This is a genomic window from Enterobacter sp. ECC-219, from assembly GCF_043966805.1.
GTDB lineage: Bacteria > Pseudomonadota > Gammaproteobacteria > Enterobacterales > Enterobacteriaceae > Enterobacter > Enterobacter cloacae_N.
Genome location: NZ_CP143680.1, coordinates 804,713 through 821,087 on the forward strand (window position 1 = coordinate 804,713; position 16,375 = coordinate 821,087).

At 56.4% G+C, this 16,375-nt stretch carries 14 protein-coding genes; 5 read left to right on the forward strand and 9 right to left on the reverse strand.

From position 1 onward, the window contains the following. Positions 1–170 precede the first annotated feature (170 nt). The 7 genes from lldD to V1603_RS03770 all read right to left on the reverse strand — a co-directional run bounded on the left by lldD (position 171) and on the right by V1603_RS03770 (position 8,279). Positions 171–1,358, reverse strand: a complete 1,188-nt coding sequence (lldD, locus tag V1603_RS03740; protein WP_006808631.1) for a quinone-dependent L-lactate dehydrogenase — start codon at positions 1,356–1,358, stop codon at positions 171–173. Beyond that, a complete protein-coding gene (gene lldR, locus V1603_RS03745; RefSeq protein WP_014882013.1) occupies positions 1,355–2,128 on the reverse strand; it encodes a transcriptional regulator LldR in 774 nt (257 codons plus the stop codon). The genes lldD and lldR overlap by 4 nt, the downstream gene beginning before the upstream one ends. Further along, complete coding sequence (gene lldP / locus V1603_RS03750; RefSeq protein ID WP_116343013.1) at positions 2,125–3,780, reverse strand: L-lactate permease; 1,656 nt, start codon at positions 3,778–3,780, stop codon at positions 2,125–2,127. Before lldP ends, lldR begins: the two co-directional genes overlap by 4 nt. Before the next feature lie 331 nt (positions 3,781–4,111). Then, positions 4,112–4,474: a YibL family ribosome-associated protein gene (locus tag V1603_RS03755; protein ID WP_395313516.1), complete on the reverse strand. Its 363-nt coding sequence runs from the start codon at positions 4,472–4,474 to the stop codon at positions 4,112–4,114. A 58-nt stretch (positions 4,475–4,532) separates the two neighbouring features. Further along, a complete protein-coding gene (gene mtlR, locus V1603_RS03760) occupies positions 4,533–5,123 on the reverse strand; it encodes a mannitol operon repressor MtlR (RefSeq protein ID WP_047363332.1) in 591 nt (196 codons plus the stop codon). Next, a complete protein-coding gene (mtlD, locus tag V1603_RS03765) occupies positions 5,120–6,268 on the reverse strand; it encodes a mannitol-1-phosphate 5-dehydrogenase (protein ID WP_395313517.1) in 1,149 nt (382 codons plus the stop codon). The genes mtlR and mtlD overlap by 4 nt, the downstream gene beginning before the upstream one ends. 103 nt (positions 6,269–6,371) lie before the next feature. Further along, positions 6,372–8,279 (reverse strand): PTS mannitol transporter subunit IICBA, encoded by a 1,908-nt coding sequence (locus V1603_RS03770; RefSeq protein ID WP_116343017.1) that lies wholly within the window; start codon positions 8,277–8,279, stop codon positions 6,372–6,374. 636 nt (positions 8,280–8,915) lie between these two features. On the opposite strand from V1603_RS03770, the gene V1603_RS03775 reads away from it, so the two are divergent. The 3 genes from V1603_RS03775 to V1603_RS03785 all read left to right on the forward strand — a co-directional run bounded on the left by V1603_RS03775 (position 8,916) and on the right by V1603_RS03785 (position 11,110). Then, positions 8,916–9,272, forward strand: coding sequence for a DUF3302 domain-containing protein (locus V1603_RS03775; RefSeq protein WP_116343019.1), 357 nt, complete (start codon positions 8,916–8,918; stop codon positions 9,270–9,272). 2 nt (positions 9,273–9,274) lie between these two features. Further along, complete coding sequence (locus tag V1603_RS03780; protein ID WP_116343021.1) at positions 9,275–10,411, forward strand: HlyD family secretion protein; 1,137 nt, start codon at positions 9,275–9,277, stop codon at positions 10,409–10,411. A 90-nt stretch (positions 10,412–10,501) separates the two neighbouring features. Further along, on the forward strand, positions 10,502–11,110 hold the full coding sequence (locus tag V1603_RS03785; protein ID WP_395313518.1) for a glutathione S-transferase: 609 nt from the start codon (positions 10,502–10,504) through the stop codon (positions 11,108–11,110). Positions 11,111–11,137: 27 nt separating this feature from the next. Here V1603_RS03785 and V1603_RS03790 read toward each other — a convergent pair whose 3' ends face one another. Further along, entirely contained in the window at positions 11,138–12,028 is an 891-nt protein-coding gene (locus V1603_RS03790; protein ID WP_395313519.1) for a hypothetical protein, read from the reverse strand. 226 nt (positions 12,029–12,254) lie between these two features. On the opposite strand from V1603_RS03790, the gene selA reads away from it, so the two are divergent. Further along, positions 12,255–13,643, forward strand: coding sequence for an L-seryl-tRNA(Sec) selenium transferase (selA, locus tag V1603_RS03795; RefSeq protein WP_395313520.1), 1,389 nt, complete (start codon positions 12,255–12,257; stop codon positions 13,641–13,643). Then, entirely contained in the window at positions 13,640–15,478 is a 1,839-nt protein-coding gene (selB, locus tag V1603_RS03800) for a selenocysteine-specific translation elongation factor (protein ID WP_166709704.1), read from the forward strand. Before selA ends, selB begins: the two co-directional genes overlap by 4 nt. A 3-nt stretch (positions 15,479–15,481) precedes the next feature. Here the strand turns inward: selB and V1603_RS03805 are convergent, their stop codons facing one another. Beyond that, complete coding sequence (locus tag V1603_RS03805) at positions 15,482–16,366, reverse strand: ROK family protein (protein ID WP_316380427.1); 885 nt, start codon at positions 16,364–16,366, stop codon at positions 15,482–15,484. Between the last annotated feature and the right edge of the window lie 9 nt (positions 16,367–16,375).

Below are 16,375 nucleotides of genomic sequence, written 5' to 3' on the forward strand. Positions count from 1 at the left end.
CCTCCGATGTAATGTTGTTTTTGTGTTCTTGTATTTGCTTGTCTATACAATTGCGGGCGGGTGGGGTGTGTCAAATTTTCTTATCCAGAATGTTACATAGGTGTTATTTTCGACAAAAAAAGCGCCCGGGGGGAGTCGGGCGCATGAGAAAAAATAGTAACGGATGAAAATCAGGCCGCGTTTCCCTGCGAAAGAGGGGCCAGCGCCGCAGGCAGCTTACTCAGCTCCTGCACCAGCGAATCCTTGCTGATCTCACTAATCGACTTCGCGCCGGTCAGCGTCATCGCCACCTTCATCTCTTTTTCGATCAGGTTGAGCAGATTCGCCACGCCGGCCTGGCCGCTGGTGGCCAGCGCATACAGGTACGCGCGGCCCAGCAGCACGCTGTCCGCGCCCAGGGCAATCATGCGCACCACGTCCAGCCCGTTGCGGATGCCGCTGTCGGCCAGAATCGCGATATCGCCTTTCACCGCATCGGCAATGGCCGGCAGCGCGCGGGCAGAGGAGAGCACACCGTCGAGCTGGCGTCCGCCGTGGTTAGAGACCACGATCCCGTCCGCGCCGAAGCGCACCGCGTCGCGGGCATCTTCCGGATCGAGGATCCCTTTGATCACCATCGGGCCGTCCCAGAATTCGCGGATCCATTCCAGGTCTTTCCAGGAGATCGACGGATCGAAGTTGTTTGCCAGCCAGCCGATGTAATCCTCCAGCCCGGTCGGTTTACCGAGGTACGCCGAGATATTGCCCAGATCGTGCGGACGTCCGTTAAGACCGACGTCCCACGCCCACTGCGGGTGGGTAACTGCCTGCCAGTAGCGGCGGAGCGCAGCATTTGGGCCGCTCATGCCGGAGTGGGCATCACGATAGCGCGCGCCGGGCGTCGGCATATCGACGGTAAAGACCAGAGTGGAGCAGCCTGCCGCTTTGGCACGCTCAAGGGCGTTACGCATAAAGCCGCGATCGCGCAGGACGTACAGCTGGAACCACATCGGGCGCTTGATGGTCGGGGCGACCTCTTCAATCGGGCAGACTGAGACGGTGGAAAGGGTAAACGGAATGCCTTTGGCATCCGCCGCGGCAGCAGCCTGCACTTCGCCACGGCGGGCGTACATGCCGCATAAGCCTACAGGCGCGAGCGCCACGGGCATGGAGAGCGTTTCGTTAAACAGCTTCGTCTCCAGGCTCAGGTCAGACATATTCTTCAGCACGCGCTGGCGCAGAGCCACCTCCGAGAGATCTTCCACGTTGCGGCGCAGGGTATATTCGGCATAGGCCCCGCCGTCGATGTAGTGGAACAGGAACGGGGGCAAAATGCGCTGCGCCGCGGCGCGATAGTCACTGGCTGCTGAAATAATCATGCTTTGTTCTCCCTGGAAATATCACTGTCGCCAGGCAGACGGGTAATACGCGCCTGTCGGGCCTGGTCTTCATCGAATCGTTTAATGGTGGTGTGTACGAAGCCGAGATGCGCCATCATTGCTTTGCGCGCGGCCTCGGCATCACCGGCCAGAATGGCGTTGAGCACGGCTTCATGCTGTTCGGTCAACTGAGCAAAGACCGGCGGAACCAGATACATGCGCTGGCGGCTCTGCTTGACGGAGGATTGCAGCAGATCGAAGAACCCGCGCATGGTCTGGAGCAGAACCACGTTATGCGATGCCTCGGCAATCGCCAGGTGAAAACGGACGTCTGCCTGGGAGGCGATATCCGGATCGCTGCTTTGCGTGGCCTCAAAGCAGGCTTTGAGCTTCTCTTTGTCGGCCTCGGTTGCCCGCATCGCCGCGTGCCAGGCGGTACTGGTTTCGATGGCGTGACGCGCTTCAAGGATGTCGAAGCTGTAGTCCGGGTCGTTTTCCATCAGCGTCTTCAGCGGCTGCACGATGTTTTGCTCGGACCAGTCGTCATGCTGCCAGCGCACAAAGGTGCCACCGCCGCGACGGCTCACCAGCACCCCTTCGCTGACCAGCGTGGCCAGCGCCTCGCGCAGTGAGTTACGCGATACGCCAAGCTGGGCGGCAAGCTGGCGCTCGGCGGGCAACTTCATGCCCGCTTCCAGCTGTTGTTCTTCAATCAGCGCCCGCACGCGAGAGGCAATCTCGTCGGACAGGCGTCTGGGCATCACTATCATGGGATCATCCAGGTTAAGACATAGGCCTGCAGGGTGGTGATCACGCCCACCATGCAGGTAAATATCAGGCTGTGTTTCACGGTAAAGCGGAACAGATCCGACTCTTTACCGACAAGTCCCACCGCCGCACAGGCAATGGCGATGGATTGTGGAGAGATCATTTTGCCGGTTACGCCGCCGGTGGTATTCGCTGCCACCAGCAGGATGTCCGACACGCCAATTTGTTGGGCCGCCGTTGCCTGCAGGGCAGCAAACAGGGCGTTAGACGAGGTATCTGAACCCGTCAGGAACACCCCCAGCCAGCCGAGGAACGGCGAGAAAAAGGTGAACGCGTGTCCGGTGTGGGCCAGCGCTAACGCCAGCGTCGACGACAGGCCGGAGTAGTTCGAGATAAACGCGAACGCCAGCACCATGCCGATGGAGTAGATCGGCAGCATCAGCTCTTTAATGGTCGCCGCAAAGGTCTGTACCGCGGCGGCTGGTTTCATGCGCAGCCATACAACAGAAAGGAGTGCCGCAAACAGGATGGCGGTACCGGTGGCGGAGAACCAGTCGAATTTATAGACCGCGGCATACGGCGTGGCGGCATGCACCACCGGCGGCATACGGGCGACCATCTTGTCGAGGAACGGCACGGAGATGTTAATCACCATGTCGTACAGCGCGCCGCCGGGAGCGAACAGCGCTTTAAACGGCGGAATGCTCCACAGCGTTACCGTTGCGGTCAGGAACAGGAACGGTGACCAGGCGCGAACGATCTGTCCTGCAGTATAGCCCGTGCGGGCGAGGGTCTGATCCACATGCGACGCGCCCATGTCGGCAAAGCGGAAGATGCGCACCGGCTGCCAGCGTTTCAGGAACAGCGTCAGACAGACCAGCGACACCAGCGAAGAGATAATGTCCGGAAGTTCCGGTCCGAGGAAGTTCGAGCTGAGGTATTGGGCAATCGCGAACGAACCGCCCGCCACCATCACCGCAGGCCAGGTCTCCTTCACGCCGCGCCAGCCGTCCATAATCGCCATGATCCAGAACAGCACGATAATGGTCAGGAACGGCAACTGGCGGCCTACCATCTGGCCAATCTCGAAGCTGTCCAGCCCGGTCACCTGTCCGGCCACCAGAATCGGGATCCCCATCGCGCCAAAGGCCACCGGGGCGGTGTTCACAATCAGGCACAGGCCCGCGGCATATAGCGGGTTAAAGCCCAGGCCGACCAGCAGCGCGGCGGTAATCGCCACCGGCGCGCCAAATCCGGCAGCACCTTCCAGGAACGCCCCGAAGGAGAAGCCGACAATCAGCATCTGTAAACGCTGGTCTGGCGTGATGGAGAGAATCGACGAGCGGATAATGTCGAACTGCCCGGTTTTCACCGAGATTTTATAGACAAAGACCGCCGCGATGATGATCCACGCAATCGGCCACAGGCCGTAGAAGAAACCGTAGACGACGGAGGCCAGCGCGCGATCGATCGGCATTTTATAGAAGAACAGCGCCACCAGCAGGGCGATGGCAACGGTGTACGTCGCGGCGAGGTAGCCCTTCAGCTTGAGCTTAATCAGCGCAAAGAAGAAGAACAGGATCGGAAGCGATGCGATCAGGCTCGACAGCCAGATATTTCCGGCCGGGTCGTAGTTTTGTTGCCAGAGGCTCATGCAGGTCTCCTGGGGACCAGACAGCCTGCGCTGCGGGTGAGTCTCCGCTCATCTCTGCATCACAAACTGTGTAAAAGTGGTCCTGCCAATATTGTGTTGTAGGGTTAATGACAATGAATGGTTAACCAGATGTTATGAGCTAGCAATGGTTTTGTGAGCGGAAATAATGGAATTGTGAACCAGGGAAGAAAGTAAAGGGGGATTGGTTGGGCCAATTTGAAGCGGGAGTGTGGCCTGCTGCCCTCACCCCGGCCCTCTCCCACGGGGAGAGGGAGAAAACAGCACCGTACAGTCCCCTCGCCCCTTTGGGGAGAGGGTGAGGGGGAAGGTATCAGAACGCGGTCTTACAAAAGCCCGTCATCTCTTTCAGGCCCATTTCGCGGCCAAGCTCGGTCATCGGGTGCACCACCACCAGGCCACGGACGCTTCTCTTCAGCTTACCCATGTCAGCCTGCTCTTTTTTGGTGATCGCGCGGCGGTGCGGCATGTTCATCAGCTTCTGCGCTTCTTTGCTCAGCTTCTGGCCTTTCACTTCGCGCAGGCGCTCGATTTCAGCTTCCAGCTTCGCGGTCTCTTTCTCCAGCTCGGCGTACTTCTCGGCGGAATCGACCAGCGACAGGCCAGCCATCTGGTGACGGATCAGATCCAGGCGGTCGCTCAGGCGTTTAATTTCGTTCTTTTCGACTTCTTTCATGACAAATGACTCTGAAAACGGGGAATTTACAGGGAAGGATACACCAATGTGAACTGGCTTACTTCTGAAACGCTTTTTTTAAGCTGATTTTAGAAATCAGCTCAGTCAGGGAGAGGACCATAGTGGAACGGACAACCTGTTGATAGCGCAGCTTTTGCATCGCGTACAGTTCAGGGTCGCTGTTATCAAAATGGGGAGCAGGAGGCAGGGCGGTAACGCAGTGCAACTCGCCGAAGGGGCCCAGAATCTCATCATCGGTAAAGGTATACTCATTACCGTCATGATTGAGCTCTTCGCGCAGCGCCATTAACAGTTCCGCATCTTCATACTCTTGTCGGTTGAGCACGCCCAGGCCATAAATCAGCTTCAGGCGCACCGACAGATCGCCCAGCGGTCCGTCTCCGTCCAGTAACGGTTCTACAGCGTACTTTACCGCGTAGTCGTCTTTGCGAAACACCTGAAGCACCAGAATGTTCACCGCCTCGGTTAACAGCTCGACGGCGGCAATCAGGAAACTTCGTACGGTTTTGCCAGCATTCAGACGCTCAAGCACACGATTTTCAAAGGCCTGGGTTTGTTCCATTATTGCCTGCATATCTGACAATCTGTTATTCGGGCGCAGGCTAACCTGCGCCGGATTCTGTATCATTTGGTTGCGTTATATGCGTTAACCGCCTCCGCCACCACGTCGCTGCTGGCGTCCAGACCGGAAATCTGCGCCAGCGCAGCCTGCGCGCCTTTGTCATCAATCAGCTGAGCCAGCTCAATCGCCTGCGGATCCTGCTCGCTGCGGTAGTGCATCGCGGCGGCAATTCCTTTCACCAGATTGGCGTGCGGCAGACCGTATTCCAGCGTGCCGAGCAGCGGCTTAATCAGGCGGTCGCCCGCGCTCAGCTTACGCAGCGGCTGACGGCCCACGCGCTCAACGTCATCTTTCAGATACGGGTTTTCAAAGCGGCTGAGGATTTTCTGGATGTATGCTGCGTGTTTATCAGCATCAAAACCGTAGCGTTTGATCAGCACCGCGCCGCTCTCTTCCATCGCCCCTTTTACCACCGCGCGGATCTGCTCATCGAGGATCGCATCACGAATGGTCTGATGACCGGCCAACTTTCCGAGGTACGCGGTTATAGCATGCCCGGTGTTCAGCGTGAAGAGTTTGCGTTCGACAAATGCCATCAGGTTATCGGTTAATTCCATACCCGGAATGGTCGGCAGCGTGCCCTTAAACTGGGTTTTATCGACGATCCACTCGCTGAAGGTTTCTACGGTCACTTCCAGCGGATCGTGGGTGGCGGATTCGGACGGCGGAACAATGCGGTCCACGGCGGAATCGACAAAACCAACGTGCGCGTCAACCCAGGCTTTATCTTCGTCAGCCACGGCCGCCATGACGTGACCTTTCAGCTGCGTGGTACCGCGCACCATGTTTTCGCAGGCGATGATGTTCAGCGGAGCGTCGTTGCCCTGCGCCTTACGTTTTGCCAGGCCTTTCGCGACTGCTGGAGCGATACGCTCAAGTACGACCGGGCCCACAGCGGTGGTCACCAGGTCAACGCTGGCGATCAGATCAATCACGTCATCGCCGATGCTGCTGACCGCGTTGACGCCAGAGACGGTTTCAACCTGTTCATTTTCACCCACCACATGGACCTGATAGCTATGACGGGCATTCAGGGCATCCAGAACCACCTGATTCACATCGGCGAATGTCAGGGTAATGCCCGCGTCTGCCAGCAGTTTACCGATAAAGCCACGACCGATGTTACCTGCACCAAAATGTAATGCTTTCATAGTGTTAACCTTAATCAATGTTTTTACCCGAGAGGGCTGGGGTGAGGAACGTTTACCTCCTCACCCTAGCCCTCTCCCCAAAGGGGAGAGGGAAGAGGGACTGCTATTTGTTGAGCAGGGCCAGAACTTCTTCAACGCTGGTGGTGTTAGCCAGACGCTCAATGACGGTTTCGTCGTCCAGCGCGTTGGTCAGGCTGGTAATCACCTGAATGTGCTCGTTATTGCGAGCGGCGATACCAATCACCAGACGGGCGATGTCGTCCTCTTCTTCACCGAAGCGCACGCCGTCAGGATACTGACAGAACACTACGCCGGTTTTCAGCACGCGGTCTTTCGCTTCAACCGTACCGTGCGGAACCGCGATGGATTCACCCAGGTAGGTCGGCGTCAGTTTTTCACGTTCCAGCATCGCTTCAACGTATTCTGGCTGAACGTAGCCGCCTTTCACCAGTTGTTCACCAGCAAAGCGAATCGCCTCTTCTTTAGTGGCCGCGGTACGACCGAGGAAGATGTTCTCCGCGCCCAGCTTGAACAGGTGAGCATTGCTCTCGTCAAAGCTGTCCTGCAGGCTGGTACGCACTTTCACTTCATTATCTTCATGACGCTGCGCGGCAACCAGACGTTCGGTCAGGCTGGTGTACAGGCCGCTGTCGAGGAAGTTGGTCAGCGAGATGTGCTGTGCCTGCGGCACCTGACGCATGGCGCGTTCGGTCAGGTCGCGGTGCGTGATGACCAGGTCAACGTCCGGCGGCAGGCTGTTAATGGCGCTGTTGGTCACGGAGATGTTGGTCAGGCCCGCATCCTGCACTTTCTTACGCAGCACGCCTGCACCCATTGCGCTGGAACCCATACCGGCGTCGCAGGCAACGATGATTTTACGCACGTGGCTCAGGTCGTTAGAGACGTCGCCAGCCGCCAGCGGGGTTGCGCCTTTGGATTCGGCTTTCATGTCGTGCATACGGCGGGTTGCCGCTTCAATATCGTCGTCTTCTTTCACTTTGCTGGTTTTCAGCAGGATAGAAGAGACCACGAAGGAGACCGCCATTGCGGCACAGATCGCCGCGATGTTCGCGAAGTACGCACCTTTCGGGGTCATCGCCAGCACCGCCAGGATAGAGCCCGGAGAAGCAGGAGAGACCAGGCCGCCGCCCAGCACGCTCAGGGTGAACACGCCGGTCATACCGCCGAGGATAACGGCCAGGATCAGGCGTGGGTTCATCAGCACGTACGGGAAGTAAATTTCGTGGATACCGCCCAGGAAGTGGATGATAGCCGCACCGCCAGCAGACTGCTTCGCGCTGCCGCGACCAAAGAACATGTACGCCAGCAGAACGCCCATGCCCGGACCCGGGTTCGCTTCAATCAGGAAGAAGATGGACTTGCCGAGATCGTGAGACTGCTGAATACCCAGCGGCGAGAAGATACCGTGGTTGATGGCGTTGTTCAGGAACAGGATTTTCGCCGGTTCAACGAAGATAGACGCCAGCGGCAGCATGTCGTGCGCCACCATGAAGTTAACGCCCGCCGCCAGCAGTTTGGACAGCACTTCAACAGCAGGACCAATGCCGAGGAACGCCAGAATCGCGAGGATCATCCCGATGATGCCCGCAGAGAAGTTGTTCACCAGCATTTCGAAGCCGGATTTGATCTTGCCATCAACCCAGACGTCGAATTTCTTAATCGCCCAGCCGCCGAGAGGACCGGCAATCATCGCACCGAGGAACATCGGCATATCCGCACCGACGATAACACCCATAGTCGTGATAGCACCCACTACGCCACCACGGTCACCGCCCACCAGACGACCACCGGTGTAACCGATGAGCAGCGGCAGGAGATAGGTAATCATTGGGCCAACAAGTTTCGCCAGCGTTTCGTTAGGCAACCACCCTGTCGGAATAAACAATGCGGTGATAATACCCCACGCGATAAACGCGCCGATATTTGGCATCACCATGTTGCTGAGGAAACGACCAAAGCTTTGAACTTTGATCTTGAAATCGGATGACATAAAACACCCCTTCTTATGTTTACGCTTAGGCTTGCGGCCCGAGGTTTATCGTTAATGTGCGGCGGCAGAGGTAGCCGGGCCCTGTTCTGATGCTGTGAAATCTGGCACTGAATCGTTCAACTGTCCAGACAGCGAAAATTTATGTGATGCCCATCACGTAAATGCAGGGGGTGTGCCGCCCTTCATGGTGATCTGAATCACAAAATAAGTGGGCAAAAAAAATACGATGGCGAGAAAAGAAGCAAAAACCACGGATTTTTGTGATGTATATCTCTTTTTGGTTTCGTGAGTTTGTTTCTGGATTGTGACTGATTTCACAAAATATTTTTATGCAGATTTCTCCGACTGGGATCGGCGTCAGGATGGCCTTCCGTGACACGGAAAGCTAAAAAAACACTTTTCGTATGTAGTATGGCGGAAAGCTAAAACCTGAATTACGCTCATTATGTAAGGTTGAGTATATTATTATTCAGGATATATTTTGACACGCTTATAAACTTGCATGGAGATATTATAAAAAACGATACTCCCCGGCTCTGAAATAATCAGTGTGCCTTTTAAATTTAAAAATAAATTAATTAGGCTGCGTGCTGTTTTATTAGTTTAATGAGTTGACGTTGTTTAAGTGAGGAGAATATGTTTCTCAACTATTTCGCTCTGGGCGTGTTGATTTTTGTATTTCTGGTTCTTTTTTACGGAATCATCGCCATTCATGATATCCCCTATAATATGGCCAAAAAGCGCAATCATCCCCATGCCGATGCTATTCATACGGCAGGCTGGATCAGCCTGTTTACGCTCCATGCCATCTGGCCGTTCCTGTGGATTTGGGCCACCCTGTACCGCGAAGATCGCGGCTGGGGTATGCAGAACCACATCACCAGGGCGGATGAGGTTCCGGGCATGGATGCGCTGGCCAAACGCGTGGCCGAGTTAGAACACAAGCTGGCAGCGGTTCAGCCCTCTGATGATAAAAACACGCTGGAGCGCTAATCATGGATCTGTTGATTATTCTGACCTATGTGGCATTTGCCTGGGCAATCTTTAAAATATTCCGTATTCCGGTAAACCAGTGGACGCTTGCTACCGCGACGTTAGGAGGCGTGTTTATTGTTGCCGGACTTATTCTGCTAATGAACTATAACCATCCGTATACCTTTACGGCGCAAAAAGCGGTTATTTCCATTCCGATTACGCCGCAGGTCACGGGGGTGGTGACTGAAGTGACCGATAAAAATAACCAGCTCATTAAAAAAGGCGAAGTGTTATTTAAACTGGATCCGGGCCGCTATCAGGCGCGCGTCGACAGACTGAAGGCAGACCTGGTGACCGCGACGCACAATATCGACAATCTGAAAGCGCAGCTGTCGGAAGCGGTTGCCAATACAACACGCGTCTCCGCTGAACGCGATCGCCTGTATAAAGATTATCAGCGCTACCTGAAAGGCAGCCAGGCGAAGGTGAATCCGTTCTCTGAAAGCGATATTGATAACGCGCGGCAGAACTATCTGGCGCAGGATGCCATGGTGAAAGGTTCCGTTGCTGAACAGACGCAGATTCAAAGCCAGCTGGACAGCATGGTGAACGGCGAGCAGTCGCAGATTGCCTCGTTACGCGCCCAGCTTGCTGAAGCGAAATACAACCTCGATCAGACCGTGGTGCGCGCGCCGAGCAACGGCTATATCACCCAGGTGCTGATTCGTCCGGGAACCTATGCCGCCGCGCTGCCTTTGCGCCCGGTGATGGTCTTCATTCCTGAACAGAAGCGTCAGATTGTGGCCCAGTTCCGTCAGAACTCGCTGCTGCGCCTGAAGCCGGGCGATGAAGCGGAAGTGGTGTTTAACGCGCTGCCGGGCCAGGTGTTCACCGGTAAGCTCACCAGCGTTCTGCCTGTGGTGCCGGGCGGGTCGTATCAGGCGCAGGGCGCGTTGCAGGCACTGACCGTCGCGCCGGGTACGGATGGCGTACAGGCGCTGATTGAGCTGGAGCCTAACGCTGACGTCGATGCTTTGCCGGACGGCATTTATGCCCAGGTGGCGGTCTATTCGGATCATTTCGCCCACGTCTCGGTAATGCGTAAAGTGCTGCTGCGTATGACCAGCTGGATGCACTACCTCTATCTCGATCACTAATCCTTCCGGGGCAGGAATGCGACACACATACCTGCCCTTTTTTCATCGCTTGATCCATACTGACTTTTTCCCGGCATCAAGGATCAGGCAATGAAACTCATCGGTAGCTACACCAGTCCCTTCGTGCGAAAAATCTCGATTCTCCTGCTGGAGAAAGGGATTGAATTTGAATTCGTTAATGAGCAGCCCTACAACGCCGAAAACGGCGTCGCGCAGTATAACCCGCTGGGGAAAGTTCCGGCGCTGGTAACGGACGAGGGCGAATACTGGTTCGATTCCCCCATCATTGCGGAGTATGTCGAACTGCTGGGCGTTGCCCCGGCAATGCTGCCGTCTGACCCTAAAGCGGCGCTGGCGGTGAAGCAAATTGAAGCCCTGGCCGATGGCATTATGGATGCGGCACTCACCTCCGTACGCGAGCAGGCGCGTCCCGCCGCGCAGCAGTCAGAAAACGAATTGCTGCGCCAGCGGGAAAAAATCAGCCGCAGTCTGGATATGTGCGAACAGCTTATCCGGGAGGGCAAGATCCACACCGACAGCCTGAACCTGGCAACCATCGCCATCGCCTGCGCCATCGGCTATCTCAACTTCCGCCGGGTGTCCCCTGGCTGGTGCGTGGACCGTCCGCTGCTGGTGAAACTGGTAGAAACGCTCTTTCAGCGCGAAAGTTTCGCTCGTACCGAGCCACCAAAAGCGTAACCCGGCTGCCCGGCTAAGCCGGGCAGATTAGTTACAAGTCGAGAGAATTTCTTTTTGCTTGTCTGAAAAATAAAAGAATTTAGCCGAGGTGACAACTTCGCCCAGGAAACCTTTTGGATATTTGATATAGAAATCCATCGCCTGGATATTTTTATCAAGATGGTCAGGGAATTCGGGAAGACTACCTGCCATTGGGCGAGTGAGGTGGTTAGAGTCTGCACCAATATAATAATCAGGGTTACCAAATTGTGCGCGACTATATTCAAATACAATAGGCTCAGCACCATAATTTTTCATAAATTCATTAGTAACGTCAGGGTCGCCAGACTTTGTTACTGCGAAAATTTCTACGCGTAAATATTCAAAGTTTCTGGTCATGGTGAAAATTGTGGTGTCGATGGAGTCGTCAGACAGGGATGGGAACATGCCAGAATGCACATAAACAAAGTCATTAGGATATTTTTCTAAAACTTTATTATAAGCAGACAAGCCTCGCCCAACGGTGGGGTTCCAACTCGCTGGAAATGGCTGACAGTCAGATTTTTCCATACATACAGGTTTGGAAAGGTAGCTACCGGTTGTTCCTGCGGGGTTGTTGTTGTATAGCAAAGTACCGGCGGTAAGTACATCGCGCGTAGTGGCCGGTTTTGTGGACAGGTAGTTATAACCCTCGCTGTTACTGTACAGATTATATAGATCGCCACGATTTCTTTGGTTTGCAGCAACATAAATAATATTATAAGCCATGCCGACGAAATTATCGATGTAATCATCGACTCTGAATTTAATCGGCATCGGTGCGTCGGGTAGTGAGCACCTTTTGGCAAAGCCGAATTTCTGATCAGCTTGCGTCTGTGCGGTAAAGAGAGTGCAGGCCGATAATAAAAGTGCAGCGAGCACCTTGATCTTCATTTTCATCTTTATGCTTCCATGCGTTACGGGGTAAAGGATTCATAATAATATTCGCTTCGTTGATTGATTGATATTGATGTTTTCTGAATTATTTATTCAAGTAAGCTATGAAATAATTTTAATTATTCTCGGTAATTATTGATCTGGGTAAATTAAAGTATGCGGATGTATAAGGACTCCCTCAGGTCAACCTGCTAAAATAGCCACAGATTTCTTACTCTCAGGCAGGCTTATGAACCAGATGCACAGCTCGCTTTATCGTCTTCTCCCCTCTACGGATCGCTTGTTGCGAGACGTAGGATTTCGCCCTCTGCTCGCCAGATATGGTCACACCCGCGTGGTCGCTGTGCTGCGGGATTTACAGGACGAGGCGCGCAGGACGATCGGTGAGAAGGGTGTATTGCCGGTATGGAATGACGACTGGGTACGAGCCGTTTCAGAATATCTCTCCCAAAGCCATGCCCACGCCCTGCGCCCGGTGATTAACCTGACGGGAACCGTGCTGCACACCAACCTGGGGCGCGCGCAGCAGGCGGAAGAGGCGGTGGCTGCGGTCGTGCAGGCCATGCGCTCGCCTGTGACGCTGGAGTACGATCTGGACGGCGCCGGGCGCGGGCATCGCGATCGCGCGCTGGCGGATCTGCTCTGCCAGCTAACCGGCGCGGAAGATGCCTGCATTGTGAATAACAACGCGGCGGCGGTGCTGTTGATGCTGGCGGCGACCGCGAGCGGCAGAGAGGTGGTGGTGTCCCGCGGCGAGTTGGTGGAGATTGGCGGGGCGTTTCGCATCCCGGACGTGATGCGTCAGGCGGGCTGCACGCTGCATGAGGTGGGCACCACGAACCGTACCCATGCGAAAGATTATCGCGCGGCGGTGAATGAAAATACCGCCCTGCTGATGAAGGTCCACACCAGCAATTATCATATTGAGGGCTTCACCAAAACCGTTGACGAGGCCGAGCTGGCGGCGATTGGGCAGGAACTGAATATTCCGGTGATTGCCGATCTCGGCAGCGGTTCGCTGGTGGATCTCAGCCTGTACGGGTTGCCAAAAGAGCCGATGCCGCAGGAGATGATTGCCGCAGGCGTGAGCCTGGTCAGCTTTTCCGGCGACAAACTGCTGGGCGGGCCGCAGGCCGGGATTATTGTCGGCAAGCGCGAGCTGATTGCGCAGCTGCAGCAGCACCCGCTCAAGCGCGCCCTGCGGGCCGATAAAATGACCCTTGCCGCGCTGGACGCGACGCTGCGGCTCTATCTTCACCCGGAGAAACTTGCCGACCGTCTGCCCACGCTGCGCCTGTTAAGCCGGGATGCCGCCTCGATTCGCGCGCAGGCCGAACTGCTGCTGCCGCGCGTCGCCCCGCACTACCCCGATTTTGACGTCCGCATTGAGTCCTGCCAGTCGCAGATAGGCAGCGGTTCGCTGCCGGTGGACAGGCTGCCGAGTGAAGCGCTCACGTTCACCCCGCGTGACGGGCGCGGCAGCCGCCTTGAGGCGCTGTCGTTGCGCTGGCGCGGCTTGCCGACGCCGGTCATCGGGCGGATTTACGATGGCCGCATGTGGCTGGATCTGCGCTGCCTTGAAGATGAAGAGCGATTTCTGGAGATGTTGCTGAAATGATTATTGCCACCGCCGGTCACGTCGACCATGGAAAAACCACGTTGCTGCAGGCGATCACCGGCATAAATGCCGATCGCCTGCCGGAAGAGAAAAAGCGCGGCATGACCATCGATCTGGGCTATGCCTATTGGCCCCAGCCGGATGGCCGCGTGCTGGGCTTTATTGATGTTCCGGGGCATGAAAAGTTTCTGTCTAACATGCTGGCGGGCGTGGGGGGCATCGATCATGCGCTGCTTGTGGTGGCCTGCGACGACGGCGTGATGGCGCAAACCCGTGAGCATCTGGCAATCCTCCAGCTGACCGGCAACCCGCAGCTGACCGTGGCGCTGACTAAAGCCGATCGCGTGGATGAGGCGCGCATCAGCGAGGTGCGTGAAGCGGTGCGGGCGACCTTACGGGAATATGGTTTTGCCGAGGCGCCGCTTTTTGTCACCGTGGCGACTGAAGGCCGCGGTATCGACGATCTTCGCCACCACTTGCAGCAATTATCGTCGCGCGACCACGCCAGCCATCACCGTTTCCGTCTGGCGATTGACCGGGCGTTTACCGTAAAAGGCGCGGGGCTGGTGGTCACCGGTACGGCGCTGAGCGGTGAAGTGAAGGTGGGAGATAGCCTGTGGCTGACGGGCGTTAATAAACCGATGCGCGTGCGCGGCTTACATGCGCAAAACCAGCCCGCAGAGCACGCCCACGCCGGGCAGCGGATCGCGCTCAACATTGTCGGGGATGCAGAAAAAGAGCAGCTTAACCGCGGCGACTGGCTGCTGGCCGACGCCCCGCCCGAGCCGTCTGAACGCGTGATTGTCTCCCTGCAGACGCACGTACCCCTGACCCAATGGCAGCCGCTGCATATTCACCACGCGGCCAGCCATATCACCGGGCGCGTGTCCCTGCTGGAAAACGATCTTGCCGAACTGGTTTTTGATTCGCCGCTCTGGCTGGCGGACAACGACCGTCTGGTGCTGCGGGATATTTCCGCGCGGGAAACGCTGGCCGGGGCGCGGGTAGTGACGCTTAACCCGCCTCGACGCGGCAAGCGTAAGCCTGAATATCTGCAATGGTTGGCAGCGCTGGCCCAGGCTCCGGATGATAACGCCGCGCTGCGGGTGCATCTTGAGCGCGGGGCGGTGAGCCTGAGTGATTTTGCATGGGCACGTCAGCTGAGCGACGAAGGATTACGTCAGCTGACCCGGCAGCCGGGCTTTATTCAGGCCGGCAACAGCCTGCTCGATGCGCCGGTGGCTGCACACTGGCAGCGTAAGATACTGAACACGCTCGCAACGTACCATGAACAGCATCAGGATGAGCCCGGTCCTGGTCGTGAGCGTCTGAGACGCATGGCGCTGCCGATGGAAGATGACGCGCTGGTGCTGCTGCTGATTGAAAACATGCGCGAAAGCGGGGTGATTAAAAGCCATCACGGCTGGCTGCATCTGCCGGATCACAAGGCCGGGTTCACCGCAGAGCAGGAGGCTATATGGCAAAAAGTGGCCTTAATGTTTGGGGATGAACCGTGGTGGGTTCGCGATCTGGCGCGTGAGACGAACACCGACGAGCAGGCGATGCGTCAGGTATTGCGGCATGCGGCGCAGCAGGGGCTGATAGTCGCGATCGTGAAAGATCGTTATTACCGTAACGATCGCATTGTGGCATTTGCCAACCTGATCCGCGAACTGGATCAGGCGCGCGGCTCCACCTGCGCAGCCGATTTCCGCGATCGGCTGAACGTAGGCCGCAAGCTGGCGATTCAGATCCTGGAATATTTCAACCGTATCGGGTTTACGCGTCGCCGGGGTAATGACCATCTGCTTCGCGACGCGCAGCTGTTCCCCTGAGCGCTACGTGCTGCGGGAGAGTTTCTGCTTAGCCAGCCATACCGCGCCCAGTCTTCCCGCCTGGTTACCCAGCTCGCAGGGCAGAATGGGCACCTTGAGTGCCTCCCACTCCTCGAATCGCTGTAGATATTTATCGAGCAGGAGATAGATTTTCTCCTGCTCGCTTACCCCGCCACCAATCAGCACTGCCTGTGGATCGAACATCGAGATCACGCTGTAAACGCCGCGTGAGAGAAAATGTGCCCAGGCTTCAATAGCTTCGCGCAGATGCACGTCGCTCTCCATACGTTTAAAAAGCTCCTCGCCGTCAGGCATCTCTTCTTCTGATACGGCCAGCACGCGGCGGCAGGCTTTCATCAGGCCGCTGGCAGACGCAACCTCGTGCATCGGTTCGCCCTGATCCCCGACGGGTAGCACGCCAAATTCGCCGGCGCGGTAATGTGACCCGCGATAGAGATCGCCTTCCATCACAATCCCGCCACCGATGCCTGTGCCGATGGTAATGCAGACGAAATGCTCGTAATCCTTACCCGCGCCCTGCCAGCGCTCGCCCAGCGCCGCACAGTTGGCGTCGTTTTCTACAGTGACGGGAAGGTCGGTCAGCCCGGCGAAGAGTTCGCACAGGTTTTCGCCGTCGAGATAGTCGAGCGCGCCCGCTTTCGCCGCTTCGCCGCTGTGGTGGTTAATATGGCCGGGAAAACTCACGCCGATACCGGCGATGTCGTGTTCGTCCTGATACGCTTCAACCACCGCTTTCCACTTCTTTTTAAAGGTGTTTTTATCCTCAGGGGTATCGTACTCGTCCGTCGCCAGCTCCCTGCCATTTTCATCAATCACGCCGTGCTTGATGTGGGTTCCGCCTACGTCAAAACCGATAAATAGCTGCATCGCATCGTT